The organism is Escherichia sp. MOD1-EC6842, from assembly GCF_002965705.1.
Taxonomy (GTDB): Bacteria; Pseudomonadota; Gammaproteobacteria; order Enterobacterales; family Enterobacteriaceae; genus Escherichia; species Escherichia ruysiae.
Window position 1 is genome coordinate 39,776 of the sequence record NZ_PTRF01000002.1, and the last position, 22,161, is coordinate 61,936.

Annotated in this window: 21 protein-coding genes, 1 other RNA gene and 1 other annotated feature; of the genes, 11 read left to right on the forward strand and 11 right to left on the reverse strand. The window is 51.3% G+C overall.

Annotated elements, in window-relative coordinates; genetic code table 11:
• Positions 1-4 precede the first annotated feature (4 nt).
• Positions 5-1,291 (forward strand): ammonium transporter AmtB, encoded by a 1,287-nt coding sequence (gene amtB / locus A7Z29_RS03240; protein ID WP_105289776.1) that lies wholly within the window; start codon positions 5-7, stop codon positions 1,289-1,291.
• Between the two features lie 48 nt (positions 1,292-1,339).
• On the opposite strand, the gene tesB is transcribed toward amtB, so the two are convergent.
• A complete protein-coding gene (tesB, locus tag A7Z29_RS03245) occupies positions 1,340-2,200 on the reverse strand; it encodes an acyl-CoA thioesterase II (RefSeq protein ID WP_032224784.1) in 861 nt (286 codons plus the stop codon).
• 217 nt (positions 2,201-2,417) lie between these two features.
• Here tesB and A7Z29_RS03250 point away from each other — a divergent pair, with 217 nt between their 5' ends.
• The gene (locus tag A7Z29_RS03250; RefSeq protein WP_016248421.1) at positions 2,418-2,990 is read left to right on the forward strand and encodes a YbaY family lipoprotein; all 573 of its coding nucleotides are present in this window, start codon (positions 2,418-2,420) and stop codon (positions 2,988-2,990) included.
• A 29-nt stretch (positions 2,991-3,019) separates the two neighbouring features.
• On the opposite strand, the gene A7Z29_RS03255 is transcribed toward A7Z29_RS03250, so the two are convergent.
• Positions 3,020-3,331 carry an MGMT family protein gene (locus A7Z29_RS03255; protein ID WP_000409910.1) on the reverse strand — a complete coding sequence of 104 codons (312 nt, stop codon included), beginning with the start codon at positions 3,329-3,331 and terminating at the stop codon, positions 3,020-3,022.
• Positions 3,332-3,493: 162 nt separating this feature from the next.
• On the opposite strand from A7Z29_RS03255, the gene ffs reads away from it, so the two are divergent.
• An RNA gene (ffs, locus tag A7Z29_RS03260) (signal recognition particle sRNA small type) lies at positions 3,494-3,590 on the forward strand.
• 118 nt (positions 3,591-3,708) lie between these two features.
• A complete protein-coding gene (locus tag A7Z29_RS03265) occupies positions 3,709-4,062 on the forward strand; it encodes a DUF1428 domain-containing protein (protein ID WP_000878149.1) in 354 nt (117 codons plus the stop codon).
• A gap of 38 nt (positions 4,063-4,100) precedes the next feature.
• Here the strand turns inward: A7Z29_RS03265 and pdeB are convergent, their stop codons facing one another.
• The 7 genes from pdeB to acrA form a co-directional block, all read right to left on the reverse strand.
• Positions 4,101-5,651, reverse strand: coding sequence for a cyclic-guanylate-specific phosphodiesterase PdeB (pdeB, locus tag A7Z29_RS03270; RefSeq protein ID WP_105289777.1), 1,551 nt, complete (start codon positions 5,649-5,651; stop codon positions 4,101-4,103).
• A 162-nt stretch (positions 5,652-5,813) separates the two neighbouring features.
• Entirely contained in the window at positions 5,814-6,284 is a 471-nt protein-coding gene (locus tag A7Z29_RS03275) for a YlaC family protein (RefSeq protein ID WP_105289778.1), read from the reverse strand.
• Between the two features lie 114 nt (positions 6,285-6,398).
• On the reverse strand, positions 6,399-6,950 hold the full coding sequence (gene maa, locus A7Z29_RS03280; protein ID WP_000102550.1) for a maltose O-acetyltransferase: 552 nt from the start codon (positions 6,948-6,950) through the stop codon (positions 6,399-6,401).
• Between the two features lie 171 nt (positions 6,951-7,121).
• Entirely contained in the window at positions 7,122-7,340 is a 219-nt protein-coding gene (locus A7Z29_RS03285; RefSeq protein WP_001280991.1) for an HHA domain-containing protein, read from the reverse strand.
• A 4-nt stretch (positions 7,341-7,344) separates the two neighbouring features.
• Complete coding sequence (tomB, locus tag A7Z29_RS03290; protein WP_000344801.1) at positions 7,345-7,740, reverse strand: Hha toxicity modulator TomB; 396 nt, start codon at positions 7,738-7,740, stop codon at positions 7,345-7,347.
• 555 nt (positions 7,741-8,295) lie between these two features.
• On the reverse strand, positions 8,296-11,445 hold the full coding sequence (gene acrB / locus A7Z29_RS03295; RefSeq protein WP_001132459.1) for an efflux RND transporter permease AcrB: 3,150 nt from the start codon (positions 11,443-11,445) through the stop codon (positions 8,296-8,298).
• A 22-nt stretch (positions 11,446-11,467) separates the two neighbouring features.
• Complete coding sequence (acrA, locus tag A7Z29_RS03300; protein ID WP_010347661.1) at positions 11,468-12,661, reverse strand: multidrug efflux RND transporter periplasmic adaptor subunit AcrA; 1,194 nt, start codon at positions 12,659-12,661, stop codon at positions 11,468-11,470.
• Positions 12,662-12,802: 141 nt separating this feature from the next.
• On the opposite strand from acrA, the gene acrR reads away from it, so the two are divergent.
• A complete protein-coding gene (gene acrR / locus A7Z29_RS03305; protein ID WP_032224794.1) occupies positions 12,803-13,456 on the forward strand; it encodes a multidrug efflux transporter transcriptional repressor AcrR in 654 nt (217 codons plus the stop codon).
• A gap of 121 nt (positions 13,457-13,577) precedes the next feature.
• Positions 13,578-16,940, forward strand: a complete 3,363-nt coding sequence (mscK, locus tag A7Z29_RS03315; protein ID WP_032224796.1) for a mechanosensitive channel MscK — start codon at positions 13,578-13,580, stop codon at positions 16,938-16,940.
• Positions 16,941-17,179: 239 nt separating this feature from the next.
• Here mscK and rsmS read toward each other — a convergent pair whose 3' ends face one another.
• Complete coding sequence (gene rsmS / locus A7Z29_RS03320) at positions 17,180-17,347, reverse strand: pleiotropic regulatory protein RsmS (protein ID WP_000051156.1); 168 nt, start codon at positions 17,345-17,347, stop codon at positions 17,180-17,182.
• A 13-nt stretch (positions 17,348-17,360) separates the two neighbouring features.
• On the reverse strand, positions 17,361-17,888 hold the full coding sequence (gene priC / locus A7Z29_RS03325) for a primosomal replication protein N'' (RefSeq protein WP_032224799.1): 528 nt from the start codon (positions 17,886-17,888) through the stop codon (positions 17,361-17,363).
• A 69-nt stretch (positions 17,889-17,957) separates the two neighbouring features.
• Between priC and A7Z29_RS03330 the strand changes: the two genes are divergently transcribed.
• The 5 genes from A7Z29_RS03330 (at position 17,958) to recR (ending at position 22,076) form a co-directional block, all read left to right on the forward strand.
• A complete protein-coding gene (locus A7Z29_RS03330) occupies positions 17,958-18,335 on the forward strand; it encodes a DUF454 family protein (protein WP_001188910.1) in 378 nt (125 codons plus the stop codon).
• Between the two features lie 152 nt (positions 18,336-18,487).
• On the forward strand, positions 18,488-19,039 hold the full coding sequence (gene apt / locus A7Z29_RS03340; RefSeq protein ID WP_001515901.1) for an adenine phosphoribosyltransferase: 552 nt from the start codon (positions 18,488-18,490) through the stop codon (positions 19,037-19,039).
• Positions 19,040-19,157: 118 nt separating this feature from the next.
• Positions 19,158-21,089 carry a DNA polymerase III subunit gamma/tau gene (dnaX, locus tag A7Z29_RS03345; protein WP_000122041.1) on the forward strand — a complete coding sequence of 644 codons (1,932 nt, stop codon included), beginning with the start codon at positions 19,158-19,160 and terminating at the stop codon, positions 21,087-21,089.
• Positions 20,422-20,486: a sequence feature (DnaX frameshifting element), on the forward strand. Its footprint overlaps the gene before it by 65 nt.
• Before the next feature lie 52 nt (positions 21,090-21,141).
• On the forward strand, positions 21,142-21,471 hold the full coding sequence (locus tag A7Z29_RS03350; RefSeq protein WP_001515903.1) for a YbaB/EbfC family nucleoid-associated protein: 330 nt from the start codon (positions 21,142-21,144) through the stop codon (positions 21,469-21,471).
• Positions 21,471-22,076 carry a recombination mediator RecR gene (gene recR / locus A7Z29_RS03355; RefSeq protein ID WP_001195025.1) on the forward strand — a complete coding sequence of 202 codons (606 nt, stop codon included), beginning with the start codon at positions 21,471-21,473 and terminating at the stop codon, positions 22,074-22,076. The genes A7Z29_RS03350 and recR overlap by 1 nt, the downstream gene beginning before the upstream one ends.
• Positions 22,077-22,161: the final 85 nt, after the last annotated feature.

The following is a 22,161-nucleotide window of genomic DNA, read 5'->3' on the forward strand; positions in this document are numbered from 1 at the left end:
AAAAATGAAGATAGCGACGATAAAAACTGGGCTTGTTTCACTGGCGATGCTGCCGGGACTGGTAACGGCTGCACCTGCGGTGGCCGATAAAGCCGACAATGCGTTTATGATGATTTGTACTGCGCTGGTGCTGTTTATGACTATTCCGGGAATTGCCCTGTTTTACGGTGGGTTGATTCGCGGCAAAAACGTGCTGTCGATGCTGACGCAGGTGACCGTGACGTTTGCACTGGTCTGTATTCTCTGGGTGGTTTACGGCTACTCGCTGGCGTTTGGTGAAGGCAACAATTTCTTTGGCAACATTAACTGGTTAATGCTGAAAAACATCGAATTGACGGCGGTGATGGGCAGCATTTATCAGTATATCCACGTGGCGTTTCAGGGATCGTTTGCCTGCATTACCGTAGGCTTGATCGTTGGGGCGCTGGCGGAACGAATCCGCTTCTCAGCTGTGTTGATCTTCGTGGTAGTGTGGCTGACGCTCTCTTACATTCCGATTGCGCATATGGTCTGGGGCGGCGGTTTGCTGGCTTCTCACGGTGCGCTGGATTTCGCGGGCGGCACGGTGGTGCACATTAACGCCGCAATTGCCGGTCTGGTGGGCGCATATCTGATAGGCAAACGCGTGGGCTTCGGCAAAGAGGCGTTTAAACCGCACAACCTGCCGATGGTCTTTACCGGGACTGCCATTCTCTATATCGGTTGGTTTGGCTTTAACGCCGGGTCAGCGGGCACGGCGAATGAAATCGCGGCACTGGCATTTGTGAATACTGTGGTCGCAACGGCAGCGGCAATTCTTGGCTGGATCTTCGGTGAATGGGCGCTGCGTGGTAAGCCTTCACTGCTGGGAGCGTGTTCTGGCGCGATTGCCGGTCTGGTCGGCGTGACGCCAGCCTGTGGCTATATTGGGGTTGGCGGTGCGTTGATTATCGGCGTGGTAGCTGGTCTGGCGGGCTTGTGGGGCGTTACCATGTTGAAACGCCTGTTGCGGGTGGATGATCCCTGCGATGTCTTCGGGGTACACGGTGTTTGTGGCATTGTCGGCTGTATCATGACCGGGATTTTTGCCGCCAGTTCGCTGGGTGGTGTGGGCTTCGCCGAAGGTGTGACGATGGGACATCAGCTGTTGGTACAGCTGGAAAGCATCGCCATTACGATTGTCTGGTCTGGTGTGGTGGCATTTATTGGCTACAAACTGGCGGATTTGACAGTTGGCCTGCGCGTGCCGGAAGAGCAGGAGCGCGAAGGACTGGACGTCAACAGCCACGGTGAAAATGCCTATAACGCGTAACAGGCACTGCAAAAAATAGCCGGACGGTTTTCACCTCCGGCTGTTTTTTTAATTGTGATTACGCATTACCCCTTCCTGAACGGTCGAGGCAACCAGCACGCCATCCTGGGTATAAAACTCCCCGCGCACAAAGCCGCGTGCGCTGGACGCCGAGGTGCTCTCCACGCTATACAACAGCCATTCGTTCAAATTAAACGGGCGATGGAACCACATGGAATGGTCAATGGTGGCAATCTGAATCCCCGGTTCAAGAAAACCGATGCCGTGAGGCTGTAAAGCAACCGGCAGGAAGTTAAGGTCAGAAGCGTAACCGAGCAGATACTGATGAACGCGCAGATCATCTGGCACGCTACCATTTGCGCGGATCCATACCTGACGATTCGGTTCTGCAACGTGCCCTTTCAGCGGGTTATGAAACTCTACCGGACGAACCTCCAGTGGACGATCGCAGATGAATTTATCTTTTAGCACCGGCGGCAGCAGGTGCGCCAGCGATTGGGCGATTTGCGTTTCCGAAGGCAGGCCATCAGGCGCTGGCGCGGGCGGCATCTCTTTTTGGTGCTCGAATCCAGCCTCTGGCGCCTGGAAAGAGGCCGTCATATAGAAAATCGGTTTACCGTTTTGAATAGCAGCAACCCGGCGGGCGCTGAAGCTGTTGCCGTCGCGTAGCGTTTCTACATCATAAATAATGGGTTTTTTGCTATCGCCAGGGCGAAGAAAGTAGCTATGAAACGAATGCACCAGACGCTCTTCCGGGACCGTCTCTTTTGCTGCATATAGCGCCTGACCAACAACCTGGCCGCCAAAGACCTGGCGTAAACCTAAATCCTCACTCTGGCCGCGAAAGAGTCCTTCCTCAATTTTTTCCAGATTTAACAATGTCAGTAAATTTTTTAGCGCCTGACTCATATAACTCTCCAGTAACAAAGCTGCCGCAGCAAGCCAAAGTGAGTTGAGTATAACGCAATTTTGGTACTGGTCCGATGGGTGCAATGGTCTGAATTACGGGCTAAATGCAGGCGTTAATACGTGACATGTGCCACACTTATTGACGTTACTATTTTGTTAACCACTCTTCCGGCGAGGAAAGTTAGCCCGCTGGTGCATTGATAATAAGGAGAAGTGAATGAAACTCGTGCACATGGTCAGTGGTTTAGCGGTTGCAATTGCGTTGGCAGCTTGCGCGGATAAAAGCGCGGATATCCAGACGCCAGCACCGGCTGCAAATACGTCTATTGCAGCGACACAGCAACCTGCTATACAACAACCGAATGTTTCCGGTACGGTCTGGATCCGTCAGAAAGTCGCACTGCCGCCTGATGCTGTGCTGACCGTGACACTTTCTGACGCGTCGTTAGCCGATGCGCCTTCTAAAGTTCTGGCGCAGAAAGCAGTACGTACCGAAGGTAAACAGTCACCGTTCAGTTTTGTTCTGCCATTTAACCCGGCAGACGTTCAGCCGAACGCACGTATCCTGTTGAGTGCGGCGGTTACCGTGAACGACAAATTGGTGTTTATCACCGATACCGTTCAACCGGTGATCAATCAGGGCGGAACCAAAGCTGACCTGACATTAGTGCCGGTTCAGCAAACCGCTGTACCGGTTCAGGCCAGCGGTGGCGCAACGACCACCGTACCTTCGACTTCACCAACCCAGGTGAATCCGTCTTCGGCAGTTCCAGCCCCTACGCAATACTAAGCGCCACTAACCCTCTCCGCTGGAGAGGGTTAGTAAATCCAGCGATAACGCTGTAAGTCGATTTGCCCGCTTCCCGACACCATCACTCCTTCTGCCAGTAATGCCTGCCGTTGACGCTGCAAATCCGGGCCGGTTAACGAGATTGTGCCGTGGCGATTAACCACCCGATGCCAGGGGAGGGTGCTGCCTTCGGGTAGACGCTTTAACACACCGCCCACCTGGCGCGCAGCACGGGGTGATCCTGCCAGTTTTGCGACGTCGCCGTAAGTGGTGACGTAGCCTTCGGGAATAGCGGCTACGATTTGCCAGACGCGTTGGGGAAATGAATCTTCTTTTTCCATCTTTTCTTCCTGAGGTAATTTTTCAGCATAATCTGGAAAAACCTCTGAGTGAAGCCGCATTGCGCAAGAAACCAGCATCCGGCACGCAATGGGTTGCAATTAGCCGGGGCAGCAGTGATAATGCGCCTGCGCGTTGTTTCTCAACGCTCTCAATGGGGGCTCTGTTGGTTCTCCCGCAACGCTACTCTGTTTACCAGGTCAGGTCCGGAAGGAAGCAGCCAAGGCAGATGACGCGTGTGCCGGGATGTAGCTGGCAGGGCCCCCACCCATTTCTGCTCCTGCCGTTTCGTCAAAAAATCCCAATGTGGCTAAACTTTAACCACGACTGACGCCGCAAGAATTGTCTGGCTGCGCAGTACGCTTCGGAGGTATTTCTGATGAAGTATGTTGATGGTTTTGTGGTTGCTGTTCCTGCCGAAAATAAAGATGCCTATCGAGAAATGGCCGCAAAGGCCGCGCCATTGTTTAAAGAGTTCGGCGCGCTTCGTATTGTTGAATGTTGGGCCAGCGATGTGCCAAACGGCAAAGTGACCGATTTTCGCATGGCAGTGAAAGCGGAAGAGAATGAGGAAGTGGTGTTTAGCTGGATTGAATACCCTTCAAAAGAGGTCCGCGACGCTGCCAATCAAAAAATGATGTCTGACCCACGAATGAAAGAGTTCGGCGAATCAATGCCGTTTGATGGCAAACGGATGATTTACGGCGGGTTTGAGTCAATCATCGACGAGTAGCGTGACGGGCTGTGCGGCGTGCCGCCAGCCCCCAAAATTTACAGATGGTATTCTGCCCAGCGTATGAAATCTTCTTTTGGCAACGCTTTGCTGTACAGCCAGCCCTGACCGTAATGCACGCCATGCTGATGTAGCCACTCTTCCTGTTTACCCGTTTCGATCCCTTCCGCCACCATTTTCAGTTTCAACGTTTTTGCCATTTCGATGATATGCGGTGTGACATTTTTATATTCCAACGCATCAACGAAGGATTTATCGATCTTCAGAATGTCGACATCCAGATCCTGTAAATAACTTAAACTTGAATACCCCGTACCAAAATCATCCAGGTAAATATCATGACCCGCTTCCCGGTAGCGCGAAATTATCGGGGCGCTGGTTTTCGGATCGGCAAATTCGCGCTCTGTGAGTTCAAGAGCGATCTGTTTGGGGTTAACCTGGTAGTGATTGATCATGTCTCGCAGCAGTTGCGGAATTTTTTCCGAGGCGAGCACGGTGGATTCAAGATTGATGGAAATATGTTGTTCCGGGTGTTGTCGCAGCCAGTCGCCCATATCTTCAAACACGTTTCTTATAATCAGCAGCGTCAGTGGCTCAGAAAGACCCGTTTGCTGTGCCAGCGGAATAAAACTATCTGGCGACAACCAACTACCGTCTGTCTGCGGCCAGCGCGCCAGTGCTTCGGCACCGACAATTTTGCCATTGGCTAAGGAGACAATCGGCTGATAGTGCACACAAATATCACGATTTTCGATGGCATCCTGCAAGCGATGATGCGGAGACTGGATACGACGCAAAATACGCAGCACAAACATGGCTGCCAGCAGGCCAATTAACAACCCTACAGGTAACCAGATAAAGACCTGCCGATGCCAGCCTTTTTGCAACGTTTTCGTTGAAGCCCAGGTGATGATGGAAATATTCATCTCTGGTAAGGGCAGAATGTCGTAAATGATCCCATTATTTTCGATGTGCTCACCGGGTGTTTTTTGCAATTGGGTAATAATACCCCGGGCAATTTCGTCGCTGCTGGTTATGACTATATTACGGGCATTGCCAATAATAGCGGCATCAATTTGCCATGAGCTATAAGGAATCACGTCGATAAAGGAGGCGGGGTCGATCATCACTACGTAATGTGCGGTTCCCATAGCAACCATGTAACGGGTAATACCTAAGTCATTGTGTGAGGTTAACCAGACCCGATAACCATCTTTTGAAATCTTCCCCGGCTCCGGAAAGGTATCCGGTGGGCTTTCGTGTTCCAGAGAAGAGCATTGGGGAACGTTGTTATCGATATAAACCACTTCCTGAATATAGCGATAGCTGTATGAAACCCGCCGCATTTCCATGAGATGCTCTTCACTACAGGCTCCGCCTTGCCATCTTTCCAGCTCTTGTAGTGCATCTTTCCCTTGCGTCGCCACTTTATTGGCTCGAATAGCGACGCGGGAGGAATAGGTATTCAGCTCTTCAACAAACGACGCTTCTACCTGCTGATGAGCCAGCCAGATGCTTAAGCCGACAGGCAGTAGTACTGAAAGTATAAGCACTCCCGAAATCAGGCCGACCAGATGTCGTGTTCTCACCAACATGTCCTTATCAACACAATGTAGGGAAAGTATATCTGATTGTGGAAAAAGGCTGGCAGGAGATAAGTGGGTAAGGTCAGTATTTCATGAAATGATGGGTGGCAACGATCATTGTCAATTGACCAGGCGCAGAGCTTACGCCTGGTGTGACAGTCTGACTTAAGTTGTTGATTCGGCGCGAGCGAGAGTGAAAATATCGTAAAAAGACAGCTCGCCTTTACGGGTGATCATTTTTTGCAGTTGTTCTTTATGAACATCTGCGACACGCGGCGAGTTCAGTATGGTTTCAACCAGCGCGGCAGGGACAAAGCGCGTGTTATACCATTCGCCGTTATAGCAAACTCGAAAATCCAGCACGTCGATGTCTTCGTAGCGGTAGCGTGGGTAGACATCGAAAAAGAAGAAACCGTTGAGCAGGATGAATAGCACGACAAGGAGCCAGACTGAACCTGATAGCGTTTCGGACTGCAACATCACTGCCAGCGTAGCAAAAAAAGCAACATACATGCCAATAAACAGCCCCGGATGTTTGCGGATAAAACTGATACTAAAGCGGGGCTTGTTGTCGCGTTTTTCGCGCGTATTCAGAGATTCAATTGTTTCGGTTAGTAGGCGTTGTATTTCGGTCATCTTTTGCCTTCGTGGTATCTGCAACTCTCCAGGGAACACCCTATTTTAACGTGGGAATGACATGAGAAAAGTAACAGATTAACTACAATTTTGCATAACAGTTGCAAATTGTAGTTACAGTTTTTTAATGACTCTGGCTGGGTTACCGCCTACGACAACATTATCAGGGACATCTTTGGTGACGACGGCACCTGATGCCACTACGACGTTATCGCCAATGGTAACGCCCGGGTTAATGATGGCACGACCACCAATCCAGACGTTGTTACCGATAGTCACCGGTTTCCCCAGTTCAACACCGCTATTACGTGCTACAGGGTCGATGGGATGTGTTGCCGTGTAGATATGGACACCAGGCGCCAGCATACAATTATCGCCGATATGAATAGGGCAGACATCAAGCATCACGCAATCGAAGTTCGCGTAAAACCCTTTACCGAGAAAAATGTTATAGCCATAGTCGCAGCGAAAGGAGGGCTCAATATACGCATCCGCAACCTGACCGAGTAAATCGGCGAGGATTTTTTGGCGTAAGGATTGATCTTCCGGCGAGGAATGATTGTATTGGTGAATAAGCTGACGAGCGCGCAGGCGATCGCGAGATAAAGTCTCATCTGCCGATCGATACAACTCACCAGCAATCATCTTTTCTTTTTCTGTGCTCATTACTGACGACCCGGTTGCTGGAAATGGGGCAACACAGTAATACGAAATGTCAGTGATGAGAACGTTCCCGTCACCTCTGTGTGACAGAAGTCACACGCGGCATGTCGTCATAGTAAAAATAAAATATATCTAATAAACAGATGGTTATAGTCCAGTGCTTATACTGTTTAATTATCGAATAAATTTCCACACCGAGGAAGGGATCTTGTCGTAAAGCTTATTCATGGTCAATTCTGCAAGACGGTGATCTGCGGCTGAGTAAAATACCGCCAGTTCATTATCTGATAATTCGTATTTATTTTTCTCGATAACACGTTCCAGCGTGTCAATTGTCTGACAACGACGCAAACGCATCAAATAATCGGTTTTCGTTAAAGGCTTATCGGACATACTTCTACCCATGGTTGTAATAATTAGAACAAGATAAACTCGCAGGATTCTCTTTAGTGGCGTTCACAAAACAACGGAACAGTCGGTTACCTGACTTCCGCCATTTCTGGAGATCCTGCATATTAATACCATAACTACTGAACAACATAAAGGTGTCGTCCAGATATTCATCTATCTGCTCAATGAGCTTATTGTCTTCATTATACTTAATTTTGTAATTAAGTGCGAAGGTCGCAATATGCTCAATGAGTTCATTAAGCTGCAGATTGATAGCCGAGGTAGGGTCGTTAACCCAACCATGGTTACTTTCTTCAAGGTTTGCAAGACAGTCATGATACAGGGTTTCGCAGAGAAATTTAAGCTGTGCAATATCATGTCTTTTTGGTGAGTATTCATCCATAACGCGTCCCCTTCTTAGTGGTTGAACTAACGGACACCTTTCGGGGTGGGAAAACTTACTGACCTGGACTTGCCCTCACAGTTGTTAGATTAACTATAATCCACTCTATGAAGGTTTTCATCGCATTATTACGAAAAATTACAATTAGTGGGAGGAGAGGGAAAAGGCTTACTTTTTCACCCTGCATCAACCACGTAAAGGCTAAAGCAGTTTGTTTGATGCTATTCATAACGTAATCAGGATCCTTGCGTCGAGGGTGATAAAATGAGACGGGAATTTGTCACACTAATACCCAGGATTACTCTGATTATGATGTAATTGATATGAATAAATAAAGGATTGCCGCAAATAATTAAGAATAGCCTCTAGATGTCTATGGGTTATTATACCTATTATTACCACTTAATATAAATTAACTAACAATAAGCATTTTTTATGAATTTTATGTAGCGTTAAAACTAACTTCCGTTTGCGAGCTTAGCTGTAAACATTGTTATTTTAAGATTATACGTATTAAAAAGGCCGCTTGCGCGGCCTTAGTGATTACGAGATCTATCAATGATGATCGACAGTATGGTTATGTTCGATATCTTCATTCTTGCGACTAAAGCGGCGGCGAACCACCACAAAGAACACCGGAACGAAGAAGATTGCCAGTACTGTTGCCGTCACCATCCCACCCATTACGCCAGTACCTACCGCATTTTGTGCGCCAGAGCCAGCACCAGTGCTGATAACCAACGGCATAACACCGAGGATAAACGCCAGTGAGGTCATCAGGATTGGACGTAAACGCATACGCACAGCGTCCAGAGTTGCTTCAATCAGACCTTTACCTTCTTTATCCATCAAGTCTTTGGCGAATTCGACGATAAGTATCGCGTTCTTCGCCGACAACCCAATGGTTGTAAGCAGGCCCACCTGGAAGTATACGTCATTGGTTAAGCCACGGAAGGTGGCTGCCAGCAACGCACCGATAACCCCTAGCGGAACAACCAGCATAACGGAGAACGGAATCGACCAGCTCTCATACAGCGCCGCCAGACACAGGAACACCACAATCAACGAAATTGCGTACAGCGAAGGCGCCTGGTTGCCGGAGAGACGTTCCTGATAGGACATCCCCGTCCAGTCGTAGCCAACCCCCGTAGGCAGTTTGCTCGCCAGTTGCTCCATCAACGCCATTGCTTCACCGGTACTCTTGCCTGGTGCTGCCTGGCCTAAGATCTCCATGGATGGCAGACCGTTGTAACGTTCCAGACGCGGCGAACCGTATTCCCAACGAGAAGAGGAGAACGCCGAGAATGGCACCATCTGACCATTAGCCGCGCGGACATACCAGTTACCGATATCCTCCGGCAACATGCGGTATTTCGCTTCTGACATCACGTAAACTTTCTTCACGCGACCACGGTCGATAAAGTCGTTCACGTAGCTGCCGCCCCATGCAGCACCCAGAGTGGTGTTAATGTCGTTGATAGAAACACCCAGCGCCTGAGCTTTTTCTTGGTCGATATCAATTTTAAACTGCGGCGTGTCTTCCAGACCGTTCGGACGCACGCTGGTCAGCATATCAGGATGCTTCGCCGCTTCGCCCAGCAACTGGTTACGTGCCTGAGTCAGTTTTTCGTGACCGAGGCCGGCCTGGTCAATCAACTCAAAGTCAAAACCGGTTGCCGTACCCAGTTCTACAATCGCTGGCAGGTTAAAGGCGAACACCATCGCATCTTTAATCTGCGAGAAAGCGCGCGTTGCACGCGTGGTAATTGCTTCAACTTTGTTCTCATCACCCGGACGGTCAGCCCAGTCCTTCAACGAAACGAACGCAATACCCGTGTTCTGACCACGTCCTGCAAAACCGAAGCCGTTAACGGCGAACACCGATTCAACGTTGTTCTTTTCTTTGGTCAGATAGTAATTCGTCACTTCGTTGAGCACTTTCTGCGTGCGTTCCTGCGTTGCACCTGCAGGCAGCTGAACCATGGTCATAAATACGCCCTGGTCTTCATCTGGCAAGAAGGAGCTTGGCAGACGCACGAACAGATAGGCCATGCCGACCACGATGATCAGATACAGCACCAGATAACGCCCCGTACTGCGCAGAATTCCGCCTACGCTGTCGGTGTAGTGGTGCGTGCTCTTCTCGAACATGCGGTTAAACCAGCCGAAGAAGCCTTTCTTGCCTTCCCCGTGATCGCCTTTGGCAATCGGTTTCAGCATGGTCGCACAAAGCGCCGGAGTCAGGATCAATGCCACCAGTACCGACAGTGCCATTGCCGAAACAATGGTAATGGAGAACTGACGATAGATTGCACCAGTCGAACCGCCGAAGAAGGCCATTGGTACGAATACCGCAGACAGCACCATCGCGATACCCACCAGTGCGCCCTGAATCTGCCCCATCGATTTACGTGTAGCTTCTTTCGGCGGCAAACCTTCTTCCGCCATCACACGTTCCACGTTTTCTACTACAACGATGGCGTCATCCACCAACAGGCCGATAGCGAGCACCATCCCGAACATCGTTAGCGTGTTTATCGAGAAGCCAAAGGCAGCAAGAACCGCAAAGGTTCCCAGCAATACCACCGGTACGGCAATGGTCGGAATCAACGTCGCGCGGAAGTTCTGCAAGAACAGATACATGACCAGGAACACGAGGATGATCGCTTCAACCAGCGTTTTAACCACTTCGTGAATGGAGATTTTCACGAACGGCGTAGTGTCGTATGGATAAACGATTTTCAGACCCGATGGGAAGAACGGCTCCATCTTCGCCAGTTCAGCACGGATTGCCGCAGCCGTATCCAGCGCGTTCGCACCGGTCGCCAGTTTGATACCCAGACCAGAAGCGGGTTGTCCGTTAAACTCTGCGATGATGTCGTAGTTCTCACCACCCAGCTCAATTTTCGCCACATCACGCAGCAGTACGCGGGAACCATCCTGATTCACTTTCAGCAGAATTTTGCCGAACTCTTCAGTGGAGGTCAGACGCGTCTGAGCAATAATAGAGGCGTTAAGCTGCTGGCCTTTCACCGGCGGCGTACCACCGAGCTGACCGGCCGCGACCTGGGCGTTTTGTGCTTTGATAGCGGTAATGACATCAACCGGCGTTAACTGGTATTTGTTCAGCTCATTCGGGTTCATCCAGATACGCATCGCATACTGTGAACCGAACAGCTGAACGTCACCGACGCCTGATGTACGGCTGATGGCATCTTTCATATTCGCCGCTACATAGTCGGAGATATCCTCCTGCGTCATGGAGCCATCGGTGTTGATAACGCCGACAACCATCAGGAAGCTACTGGAGGATTTCTCAACGCTCACCCCTTGCTGCTGTACTTCCTGCGGCAGTAATGGCATCGCCAGTTGCAGTTTGTTCTGCACCTGAACCTGCGCAATATCCGCATCAGTACCAGACTCAAAGGTCAGGGTGATCTGTACAGTACCCGTGGAGTCACTGTTGGAGGACATGTACATCAGGTTATCGATACCGTTCATATTCTGTTCGATAACCTGTGTAACAGTGTCCTGCACCGTTTTTGCATCAGCGCCAGGATAGGAAGCGGAGATCGTTACTGCCGGCGGTGCAATCGTAGGATATTGCGCCACCGGCAGTTTGAGGATCGCCAGCCCCCCTGCCAACATGATGATGATGGCGATCACCCACGCAAAAATCGGGCGATCAATAAAGAAATTAGGCATGTCTTAACGGCTCCTGTTTAAGTTAAGACTTGGACTGTTCAGGCTGAGCACCGCTTGCGTCTTGCTGGTTGTTATCAGCGGTTATCTCTTGTGCTTTCACCTGGACACCAGGACGCACTTTCTGCAGTCCACTTACTACTACTCGTTCGCCTGCTTTCAGACCCTCAGTCACCAGCCACTTATCGCCAATGGCCTGGCTTGCGACGATCGGACGAGTTTCCACTTTGTCATCCGCGCCAACTACCAGAACGGTAGCTTCGCCGCGTGGTGTACGAGTTACACCTTGTTGTGGAACTAAAATGGCGGTTGGATTAAGCCCTTCTTCCAGACGTGCGCGCACGAACATACCCGGCAGCAGGGTGTGATCCGGGTTCGGGAAGATAGCGCGTAAAGTGATAGAACCGGTGGTCTGATCAACGGTAACGTCAGAGAACTCCAGCGTACCGTCCTGCGGGAACTTAATACCGTCACTGGTGATTAGCGAGACTTTGGCTTTACCGTTCTCTTGCTTCAGTGTGCCGTTGGCGAGTTCTTGTTTCAGACGCAGGAAATCGTTACTGGACTGAGTAACATCAACGTAGATCGGATCAAGTTGCTGTACGGTCGCCAGCGCAGTCGCCTGGCCGTTTTGCACCAATGCGCCTTCCGTCACGTTCGATTTACCAATACGGCCGGTAATCGGAGAGGTGACTTTGGTGTAAGCCAGATTGATGCGCGCGGTTTCAACAGCCGCTTTCGCCGCAGTAACAGCCGCATTTGCCTGTTGCGCATCAGCCAGCGCCTGATCGTACTCTTGCTTACTGATGTACTGAGTACCCAGCAGCTTCTGGTAACGATTAACAGTCAACTGCGCGATATTGGCTGCTGCCTGCGCTTTAGCCAGATCGCCTTTTGCACTGTCGTACGCTGCCTGATAGGTCGCAGGATCAATCTGATAGAGAGAGACACCTGCTTCGATGTCGCTACCTTCTTTGAAATTACGCTTCAGGATAATCCCGCTAACTTGAGGACGAACTTCTGCGATCCGGTAGGCACTGGTGCGACCCGGAAGCTCGGTTGTGATCTGCAGAGGTTCAGTTTTGACTGTTACTACCCCAACAGCGGGCATCTGCTGGCCACCTTGTTGGGCCTGTTTGTCGTCACATCCTGTAAGCGCTAAGCTGCCTGAGAGCATCAGAACGATCGCCAGAGGCGTAAACCCTCTGTTTTTGTTCATATGTAAACCTCGAGTGTCCGATTTCAAATTGGTCAATGGTCAAAAGTCGATAAACCCATTGCTGCGTTTATATTATCGTCGTGCTATGGTACATACATTCATAAATGTATGTAAATCTAACGCCTGTAAATTCACGAACATATGGCACGAAAAACCAAACAAGAAGCGCAAGAAACGCGTCAACACATCCTCGATGTGGCTTTACGTCTTTTCTCACAGCAGGGGGTATCATCCACCTCACTGGGAGAGATTGCAAAAGCAGCAGGCGTTACGCGTGGTGCAATCTACTGGCATTTTAAAGATAAGTCGGATTTGTTCAGTGAGATCTGGGAGCTGTCAGAATCCAATATTGGTGAACTAGAGCTTGAGTATCAGGCAAAATTCCCTGACGATCCACTCTCAGTATTAAGAGAAATACTAATTCATGTTCTTGAATCGACGGTGACTGAAGAGCGGCGGCGATTATTGATGGAGATTATTTTCCACAAATGCGAATTTGTCGGAGAAATGGCTGTTGTTCAACAGGCACAACGTAATCTCTGTCTGGAAAGTTATGACCGTATAGAACAAACGTTAAGACATTGTATTGAAGCGAAAATGCTGCCCGCAGATTTAATGACGCGTCGCGCAGCCATTATTATGCGCGGCTATATTTCCGGCTTAATGGAAAATTGGCTCTTTGCCCCGCAATCTTTTGACCTCAAAAAAGAAGCCCGCGATTACGTTGCCATATTGTTGGAAATGTATCTTCTTTGCCCTACGCTTCGTACACCTGTCACCAACGAAAAATCCTGAATCAGACTCCAGGATTTTTCCTGGACATTTTCTCTGTTGCTATTCTGGCTCTCTACGGCGTGCTATTCTAGCCGCTTGACTATTTCAGGTCGTCCTTCAGGTTCAGAAACCTTCATTCATCATGACTATGTTCCAGTATTACAAACGATCACGGCATTTTGTTTTTTCAGCATTTATTGCTTTTGTTTTGGTCTTGTTATGCCAGAACACGGCCTTTGCGCGGGCGTCATCAAATGGTGACTTACCGACGAAAGCGGATCTACAGGCACAGCTTGACTCGCTTAATAAACAAAAAGATCTTTCTGCTCAGGACAAACTGGTTCAGCAGGATCTGACAGACACATTAGCCACTCTCGATAAAATCGATCGCGTAAAAGAAGAGACGGTTCAGTTACGACAAAAAGTGGCTGAAGCGCCAGAAAAAATGCGCCAGGCGACCGCAGCGTTAACCGCACTTAGCGATGTGGACAACGACGACGAAACGCGCAAAATTCTGAGCACGCTTTCGTTGCGCCAACTGGAAACTCGCGTTGCCCAGGCGCTGGACGATTTGCAAAACGCACAAAACGATCTGGCGTCTTATAACAGCCAGTTAGTTTCTTTACAGACGCAGCCTGAACGCGTGCAAAATGCGATGTATACCGCCTCACAGCAGCTGCAACAAATTCGCAGCCGCCTGGATGGCACGGAAGTCGGTGAGACAGCCTTACGTCCCAGCCAGAAAGTGCTGATGCAGGCGCAGCAGGCTTTGTTGAATGCCGAGATTGACCAGCAACGTAAAAGCCTGGAAGGGAACACCGTCTTACAGGATACCCTGCAAAAGCAACGCGATTATGTGACGGCGAACAGCACTCGTCTGGAACATGAGCTGCAACTATTGCAGGAGGCGGTTAACAGCAAGCGTCTGACATTAACTGAAAAAACGGCGCAGGAAGCGGTAACGCCGGACGAAGCTGCGCGTATTCAGGCTAATCCGCTGGTGAAACAAGAGCTGGAAATTAACCAGCAGTTAAGTCAGCGTCTGATTAGCGCCACTGAAAACGGCAATTTGCTGATGCAGCAAAACATAAAAGTCAAAAACTGGCTGGAGCGGGCGCTGCAATCGGAACGCAATATCAAAGAGCAGATTTCTGTCCTGAAGGGCAGTCTGCTGCTGTCACGTATTCTTTATCAGCAACAACAAACGCTGCCCTCGGCGGACGAACTGGAAAATATGACCAACCGCATTGCGGATTTGCGTCTCGAACAGTTCGAAGTGAACCAGCAGCGTGACGCACTCTTCCAGAGCGATGCTTATGTCGCCAAACTGGAAGAGGGTCATGCGAATGAAGTCAACGACGAAGTCCGTGACGCATTGTTGCAAGTAGTTGATATGCGTCGCGAATTGCTGGATCAGCTTAACAAACAGTTGGGCAACCAACTCATGATGGCCATTAACCTGCAAATCAACCAGCAACAGTTAATGAGCGTATCGAAAAACCTGAAATCCATCCTGACCCAGCAGATTTTCTGGGTGAACAGTAACCGCCCGATGGACTGGGACTGGATTAAAGCGTTCCCACAAACGCTGCAGGATGAATTCAAGTCGATGAAAATTACGGTGAACTGGGAAAAAGCCTGGCCTGCCGTCTTTATCGCTTTCCTCGCTGGTTTGCCGCTGCTGCTCATCGCCGGGTTGATTCACTGGCGTCTGGGATGGCTGAAAGCGTATCAACAAAAACTGGCTTCCGCCGTAGGTTCCCTGCGTAACGACAGCCAGCTCAACACACCAAAAGCGATCCTTATCGATCTGATCCGCGCGCTGCCGGTGTGTCTGATTATTCTTGCCGTCGGTTTGATTCTGCTCACCATGCAGCTCAACATCAGTGAATTACTGTGGTCGTTCAGCAAAAAACTGGCGATTTTCTGGCTGGTGTTTGGCCTGTGCTGGAAGGTGCTGGAGAAAAATGGCGTTGCTGTTCGTCACTTTGGTATGCCGGAACAGCAGACCAGCCACTGGCGTCGGCAAATTGTCCGCATCAGCCTCGCGTTGCTGCCAATCCATTTCTGGTCTGTGGTGGCAGAACTTTCCCCGCTGCATCTGATGGATGATGTGCTGGGGCAGGCGATGATTTTCTTCAACCTGCTGCTGATTGCCTTCCTGGTATGGCCGATGTGCCGCGAAAGCTGGCGCGATAAAGAGTCGCACACCATGCGACTGGTCACCATTACCGTGCTGTCGATTATCCCGATTGCGTTGATGGTGCTGACCGCCACAGGTTATTTCTACACCACGCTGCGCCTCTCCGGGCGTTGGATTGAAACCGTTTATCTGGTGATTATCTGGAACCTGCTGTACCAGACGGTATTGCGCGGCTTAAGCGTAGCGGCGCGGCGTATCGCCTGGCGTCGTGCGCTGGCGCGTCGGCAGAATCTGGTGAAAGAGGGCGCAGAAGGTGCCGAACCGCCGGAAGAACCCACCATTGCACTGGAGCAGGTTAACCAGCAGACGCTGCGTATTACCATGTTGCTGATGTTTGCGCTGTTCGGTGTCATGTTCTGGGCAATTTGGTCCGATTTGATCACCGTGTTCAGCTATCTCGACAGCATCACGCTCTGGCATTACAACGGCACTGAAGCCGGGGTTGCGGTGGTGAAAAGCGTCACTATGGGCAGTCTGTTGTTTGCGATTATCGCATCGATGGTTGCCTGGGCGCTGATCCGCAACCTGCCTGGTTTGCTGGAAGTGCTGGTGCTCTCGCGACTGAATATGCGCCAGGGCGCGTCGTATGCCATTACTACCATCCTTAACTACATCATCATTGCCGTTGGTGCGATGACGGTGTTCGGATCGCTTGGTGTGTCGTGGGATAAACTCCAGTGGCTGGCAGCGGCATTATCTGTAGGTCTGGGTTTTGGTTTACAAGAGATCTTCGGTAACTTCGTTTCTGGTTTGATCATCCTGTTCGAACGTCCGGTGCGCATTGGCGATACGGTAACCATCGGTACTTTCTCCGGAACAGTCAGTAAGATTCGTATTCGTGCAACGACTATTACGGACTTCGATCGCAAAGAAGTGATCATCCCGAACAAAGCGTTCGTAACCGAGCGTCTGATCAACTGGTCGTTAACCGATACCACCACTCGTCTGGTGATCCGCCTGGGTGTGGCTTACGGTTCTGATCTGGAAAAAGTACGCAGAGTCCTGCTTCAGGCAGCGACTGAGCATCCAAGGGTGATGCACGAACCGATGCCGGAAGTCTTCTTTACTGCGTTTGGCGCCAGCACCCTGGATCACGAGCTGCGCCTGTACGTTCGTGAACTGCGCGACCGTAGCCGTACTGTCGATGAACTGAACCGTACCATTGATCAGCTGTGCCGTGAAAACGACATCAACATTGCCTTTAACCAGCTTGAAGTGCATCTGCACAACGAGAAGGGCGATGAGGTGACGGAAGTAAAACGCGACTACAAAGGCGACGACCCGACGCCAGCGGTAGGGTAATAACGAAAGGGGGCGACATTTATCCGCCCCTGAGATTGCTGACAAAGCCCGGCATATGCACGGACGATCCCCTCGCCCCATCGGGGAGAGGGCTAGGGTGAGGGGGGCAGGCCAGCGCCTGTGCGAATAATACCCTCACCCCGACCCTCTCTCTAAAAGGGCGAGGGGGAAAGCCGTGCCCGTTTTGACCCGTAAGCGAGTTTGTCAGCAATCGCAGGGACGGCATCTAGCCACCCCATTTATTTTTCGCTTTGCGCCTCATCATCGCGCGTTAATTTCTTTTCATAATCACGTTTTACAATATCAAGGGCGCGCAGCACGGTACTGGCAGGGATCTGATTTTCCTCCAGCAGCACAATCAAATCGACGGCCAGTTTGACATCGTCAGGGGCATTTTCCAGTGACATACTCTCTCCATTGTTAGCGGGTTAAACGCGCTAACCTGTTTTCGATTTTTTCCAGCGCATGGCGACACCGCGCCAGACGCGCTTCATAGGCTTCTACTTCACGATGCAGCGTTTGCTGCTCTACGAGATCGGTTGCCTGCGCCAGACGGGATTTACGTTCCGCTACCATCTCACGTAATCGCCGTTCAAAATCCTGATGTTGAATCCTTTTTCGTTGCCAGCGGGCAATTTTTGGTGGCGCGCTGTCCCACTCGCGCAGTGACCAGGATGCCGCTTCACGGGCAATCGCTTCCAGTTGGGCGACCAGGTGTTCTGCCAGCCAGGCTACTTGCGGCAGCTGCTGCTGTTCGACTGCGTGACGAAGCGCAGCCATGTTATCGCCCGCCTCATCAAGACAAGCCTGTAACGTTGTCGCGCGAGTCTGAAAAAGATGCCTGTCGAAACGGGCGCTTAACGTGCTGAACTGCGCCACCGGGACACAACGCTGGCGCAGCGTGGCGAGCTGACCTTCCAGTTTTTCCAGCAGCAAGGTAGTTTTCACGATAAGACCTCAATGAAAATGATAATTGTTATGCTAAAGTAGCCACTCTGTAAGCTGACAACACTCAATATGCAACGAATCATTTTAATCATCATTGGCTGGCTGGCGGTAGTGTTGGGTACGCTGGGCGTGGTATTACCGGTATTGCCGACTACGCCGTTTATCCTGTTGGCGGCCTGGTGCTTTGCGCGCTCTTCCCCGCGTTTTCACGCCTGGCTGTTGTACCGCTCATGGTTTGGCAGCTATTTACGTTTCTGGCAGAAATACCATGCAATGCCGCGTGGCGCAAAACCACGGGCGATTTTATTGATACTCGTGACTTTTGCTATTTCACTATGGTTTGTGCATATGGTGTGGGTACGCATTTTGTTGCTGGTGATCCTCACTTGTTTGCTGATTTTTATGTGGCGAATCCCGGTGATTGATGAAAAGCAAGAAAAGCACTGAAGCACAACAATCGCTGTTGCAATTATCGCGCACAGCCAGTACATTCTGGCGTTTTCGAGCACAGGCGCAGGCGGTCAAAGGTTAAACAAAAGTTACTTTTGATACGTTTAAAACGCGCCGTGAGTACCACCGTAACAAGCAGGCATACACTTATGACCGCGACTGCACAGCAGCTTGAGTATCTCAAAAATAGCATCAAAAGCATTCAGGACTACCCAAAACCCGGCATTCTGTTCCGCGATGTCACCAGCTTACTGGAAGACCCGAAAGCTTACGCTCTCAGCATCGACCTGCTGGTTGAGCGTTACAAAAATGCGGGTATTACCAAAGTTGTCGGCACCGAAGCACGTGGCTTCTTGTTTGGTGCTCCGGTAGCATTGGGTCTGGGCGTAGGTTTTGTACCGGTACGTAAACCGGGCAAACTGCCGCGCGAAACCATCAGCGAAACTTACGAACTGGAATACGGCACCGATAAGCTGGAAATCCACGTTGATGCCATTAAACCAGGTGACAAAGTATTGGTAGTCGACGATTTGCTGGCAACTGGGGGCACCATTGAGGCGACTGTGAAACTGATCCGTCGTCTGGGCGGTGAAGTCACTGACGCTGCATTCATCATTAATTTGTTCGACCTCGGCGGTGAACAGCGTCTCGAAAATCAAGGCATTACCTGTTATAGCCTTGTCCCGTTCCCGGGCCACTAATTTTCGACAGCCCGCGCCATGGGCAGCACAAGATGTACATTCAGCCTCGCCGTTCTGACGGGGCTGTGTTAGCATTACCCCTTCGTGAATCCACCTTCCAGCGTTTCAGAGCCTGCCAATGAGTTATCAGGTCTTAGCCCGAAAATGGCGCCCACAAACCTTTGCTGACGTCGTCGGCCAGGAACATGTGCTGACCGCACTGGCGAACGGCTTGTCGTTAGGGCGTATTCATCATGCTTATCTTTTTTCCGGCACCCGTGGCGTCGGAAAAACCTCTATCGCCCGACTGCTGGCGAAGGGGCTAAACTGCGAAACAGGCATTACCGCGACGCCGTGCGGCGTATGCGATAACTGCCGCGAAATCGAACAGGGGCGCTTTGTTGATCTGATTGAGATCGATGCCGCCTCGCGCACCAAAGTCGAAGATACCCGCGACCTGCTGGATAATGTTCAGTACGCGCCAGCGCGCGGTCGCTTTAAAGTCTATCTGATCGACGAAGTGCATATGCTGTCGCGCCACAGCTTCAACGCACTGTTAAAAACCCTTGAAGAGCCACCAGAGCATGTGAAGTTTCTGCTGGCAACCACCGATCCGCAGAAATTGCCGGTGACGATTTTGTCGCGCTGTCTGCAATTTCATCTCAAGGCGCTGGATGTCGAGCAAATTCGTCATCAGCTTGAGCACATTCTCAACGAAGAACATATCGCCCACGAGCCTCGGGCGCTGCAACTGCTGGCGCGCGCCGCTGAAGGCAGCCTGCGAGACGCGTTAAGTCTGACTGACCAGGCGATTGCCAGCGGTGATGGTCAGGTTTCGACCCAGGCGGTCAGTTCGATGCTCGGTACGCTCGACGACGATCAGGCGCTGTCGCTGGTAGAAGCGATGGTCGAAGCCAACGGCGAGCGCGTAATGGCGCTGATTAACGAAGCCGCTGCCCGTGGTATCGAGTGGGAAGCGTTGCTGGTGGAAATGCTCGGCCTGCTGCACCGCATTGCGATGGTACAGCTTTCGCCTGCTGCGCTTGGCAATGACATGGCTGCCATTGAGCTGCGGATGCGTGAACTGGCACGTACCGTGCCGCCAACAGATATTCAGCTTTACTACCAGACGCTATTGATTGGTCGCAAAGAATTACCGTATGCGCCGGACAGACGGATGGGCGTTGAAATGACGCTATTGCGCGCGCTGGCGTTCCATCCGCGTATGCCTCTACCCGAACCGGAAGTGCCGCGCCAGTCCTTTGCGCCAGTCGCGCCGACGGCGGTAATGACGCCAATGCAGGTGCCGCCACAGCCGCAATCAGCGCCGCAGCAGGCACCGACCGTACCGCTCTCAGAAACCACCAGCCAGGTGCTGGCGGCGCGCCAGCAACTACAGCGCGCACAGGGAGCAACCAAAGCAAAAAAGAGTGAACCGGCAGCCGCTACCCGCGCGCGGCCGGTGAATAACGCTGCGCTGGAAAGACTGGCTTCGGTCACCGATCGCGTTCAGTCGCGTCCGGCACCATCGGCGCTGGAAAAAGCGCCAGCCAAAAAAGAAGCGTATCGCTGGAAGGCAACCACCCCAGTGATGCAACAAAAAGAAGTCGTCGCCACGCCGAAGGCGCTGAAAAAGGCGCTGGAACATGAAAAAACGCCAGAGCTGGCGGCGAAACTGGCGGCAGAAGCCATTGAGCGCGATCCGTGGGCAGCACAGGTGAGTCAACTTTCGCTACCAAAACTGGTTGAACAGGTGGCGTTAAATGCCTGGAAAGAGGAGAACGGCAACACGGTGTGTCTGCATTTGCGCTCCTCTCAGCGTCATTTGAATAACAGCGGTGCACAACAAAAACTGGCTGAAGCGTTGAGTACGTTAAATGGCTCAACGGTTGAACTGACTATCGTTGAAGATGATAATCCAGCGGTGCGTACGCCGCTGGAGTGGCGTCAGGCGATATACGAAGAAAAACTTGCGCAGGCGCGCGAGTCCATTATTGCGGATAATAATATTCAGACCCTGCGTCGATTCTTCGATGCGGAGCTGGATGAAGAAAGTATCCGCCCCATTTGATCGTAAGCACAGCTTACGATCGTCATCCTTAACGTGATTGAGAGAGAAACCTATGTTTGGTAAAGGCGGTCTGGGCAACCTGATGAAGCAGGCCCAGCAGATGCAAGAAAAAATGCAGCAGATGCAGGAAGAAATCGCGAAGCTGGAAGTGACCGGCGAATCCGGCGCAGGTCTGGTGAAAGTGACCATCAACGGCGCACACAACTGCCGTCGCGTTGAGATCGACCCAAGCCTGCTGGAAGATGACAAAGAGATGCTGGAAGATCTGGTTGCTGCGGCATTCAACGATGCGGCGCGTCGTATCGAAGAAACTCAGAAAGAAAAAATGGCCTCTGTTTCCTCCGGAATGCAGTTGCCGCCAGGCTTTAAGATGCCGTTCTGATGCAAACCAGCCCGCTGTTAACACAGCTTATGGAAGCACTGCGCTGTCTGCCGGGCGTTGGCCCGAAGTCAGCGCAGCGTATGGCGTTCACGCTGCTTCAGCGCGATCGTAGCGGCGGGATGCGTCTGGCGCAGGCGCTCACCCGGGCGATGTCGGAAATCGGTCACTGCGCCGATTGCCGCACCTTCACTGAACAGGAAGTCTGTAACATCTGTTCAAACCCGCGTCGTCAGGAAAACGGTCAGATTTGCGTGGTAGAGAGTCCTGCGGATATCTACGCCATTGAGCAGACGGGGCAGTTTTCCGGTCGTTATTTTGTGTTGATGGGGCACCTGTCACCGCTGGACGGCATTGGCCCGGATGATATCGGACTTGATCGTCTGGAACAGCGTCTGGCGGAGGAAAAAATCACCGAAGTGATCCTCGCCACCAACCCAACGGTCGAAGGTGAAGCCACCGCTAACTACATTGCCGAGCTTTGCGCGCAGTATGACGTGGAAGCCAGCCGTATTGCCCACGGCGTACCGGTTGGCGGCGAACTGGAAATGGTCGATGGCACCACGCTGTCGCACTCACTCGCCGGGCGTCATAAGATTCGTTTTTAAGCAAACGAGAGCAGGATCACCTGCTCTCGCTTGAAATTACCCCCCCTTGTCCCCATCTCTCCCTCATCCTGTTTTTAACCTTAAA

Bases quoted from the DNA above. Each gene is read 5' to 3' on its own strand.
- amtB (WP_105289776.1), top strand. From the start codon at position 5: ATGAAGATAGCGACGATAAAAACTGGGCTTGTTTCACTGGCGATGCTG.
- tesB (WP_032224784.1), bottom strand. From the start codon at position 2,200: ATGAGTCAGGCGCTAAAAAATTTACTGACATTGTTAAATCTGGAAAAA.
- A7Z29_RS03250 (WP_016248421.1), top strand. From the start codon at position 2,418: ATGAAACTCGTGCACATGGTCAGTGGTTTAGCGGTTGCAATTGCGTTG.
- A7Z29_RS03255 (WP_000409910.1), bottom strand. From the start codon at position 3,331: ATGGAAAAAGAAGATTCATTTCCCCAACGCGTCTGGCAAATCGTAGCC.
- A7Z29_RS03265 (WP_000878149.1), top strand. From the start codon at position 3,709: ATGAAGTATGTTGATGGTTTTGTGGTTGCTGTTCCTGCCGAAAATAAA.
- A7Z29_RS03275 (WP_105289778.1), bottom strand. From the start codon at position 6,284: ATGACCGAAATACAACGCCTACTAACCGAAACAATTGAATCTCTGAAT.
- maa (WP_000102550.1), bottom strand. From the start codon at position 6,950: ATGAGCACAGAAAAAGAAAAGATGATTGCTGGTGAGTTGTATCGATCG.
- A7Z29_RS03285 (WP_001280991.1), bottom strand. From the start codon at position 7,340: ATGTCCGATAAGCCTTTAACGAAAACCGATTATTTGATGCGTTTGCGT.
- tomB (WP_000344801.1), bottom strand. From the start codon at position 7,740: ATGGATGAATACTCACCAAAAAGACATGATATTGCACAGCTTAAATTT.
- acrB (WP_001132459.1), bottom strand. From the start codon at position 11,445: ATGCCTAATTTCTTTATTGATCGCCCGATTTTTGCGTGGGTGATCGCC.
- acrA (WP_010347661.1), bottom strand. From the start codon at position 12,661: ATGAACAAAAACAGAGGGTTTACGCCTCTGGCGATCGTTCTGATGCTC.
- acrR (WP_032224794.1), top strand. From the start codon at position 12,803: ATGGCACGAAAAACCAAACAAGAAGCGCAAGAAACGCGTCAACACATC.
- mscK (WP_032224796.1), top strand. From the start codon at position 13,578: ATGACTATGTTCCAGTATTACAAACGATCACGGCATTTTGTTTTTTCA.
- rsmS (WP_000051156.1), bottom strand. From the start codon at position 17,347: ATGTCACTGGAAAATGCCCCTGACGATGTCAAACTGGCCGTCGATTTG.
- A7Z29_RS03330 (WP_001188910.1), top strand. From the start codon at position 17,958: ATGCAACGAATCATTTTAATCATCATTGGCTGGCTGGCGGTAGTGTTG.
- apt (WP_001515901.1), top strand. From the start codon at position 18,488: ATGACCGCGACTGCACAGCAGCTTGAGTATCTCAAAAATAGCATCAAA.
- dnaX (WP_000122041.1), top strand. From the start codon at position 19,158: ATGAGTTATCAGGTCTTAGCCCGAAAATGGCGCCCACAAACCTTTGCT.
- A7Z29_RS03350 (WP_001515903.1), top strand. From the start codon at position 21,142: ATGTTTGGTAAAGGCGGTCTGGGCAACCTGATGAAGCAGGCCCAGCAG.
- recR (WP_001195025.1), top strand. From the start codon at position 21,471: ATGCAAACCAGCCCGCTGTTAACACAGCTTATGGAAGCACTGCGCTGT.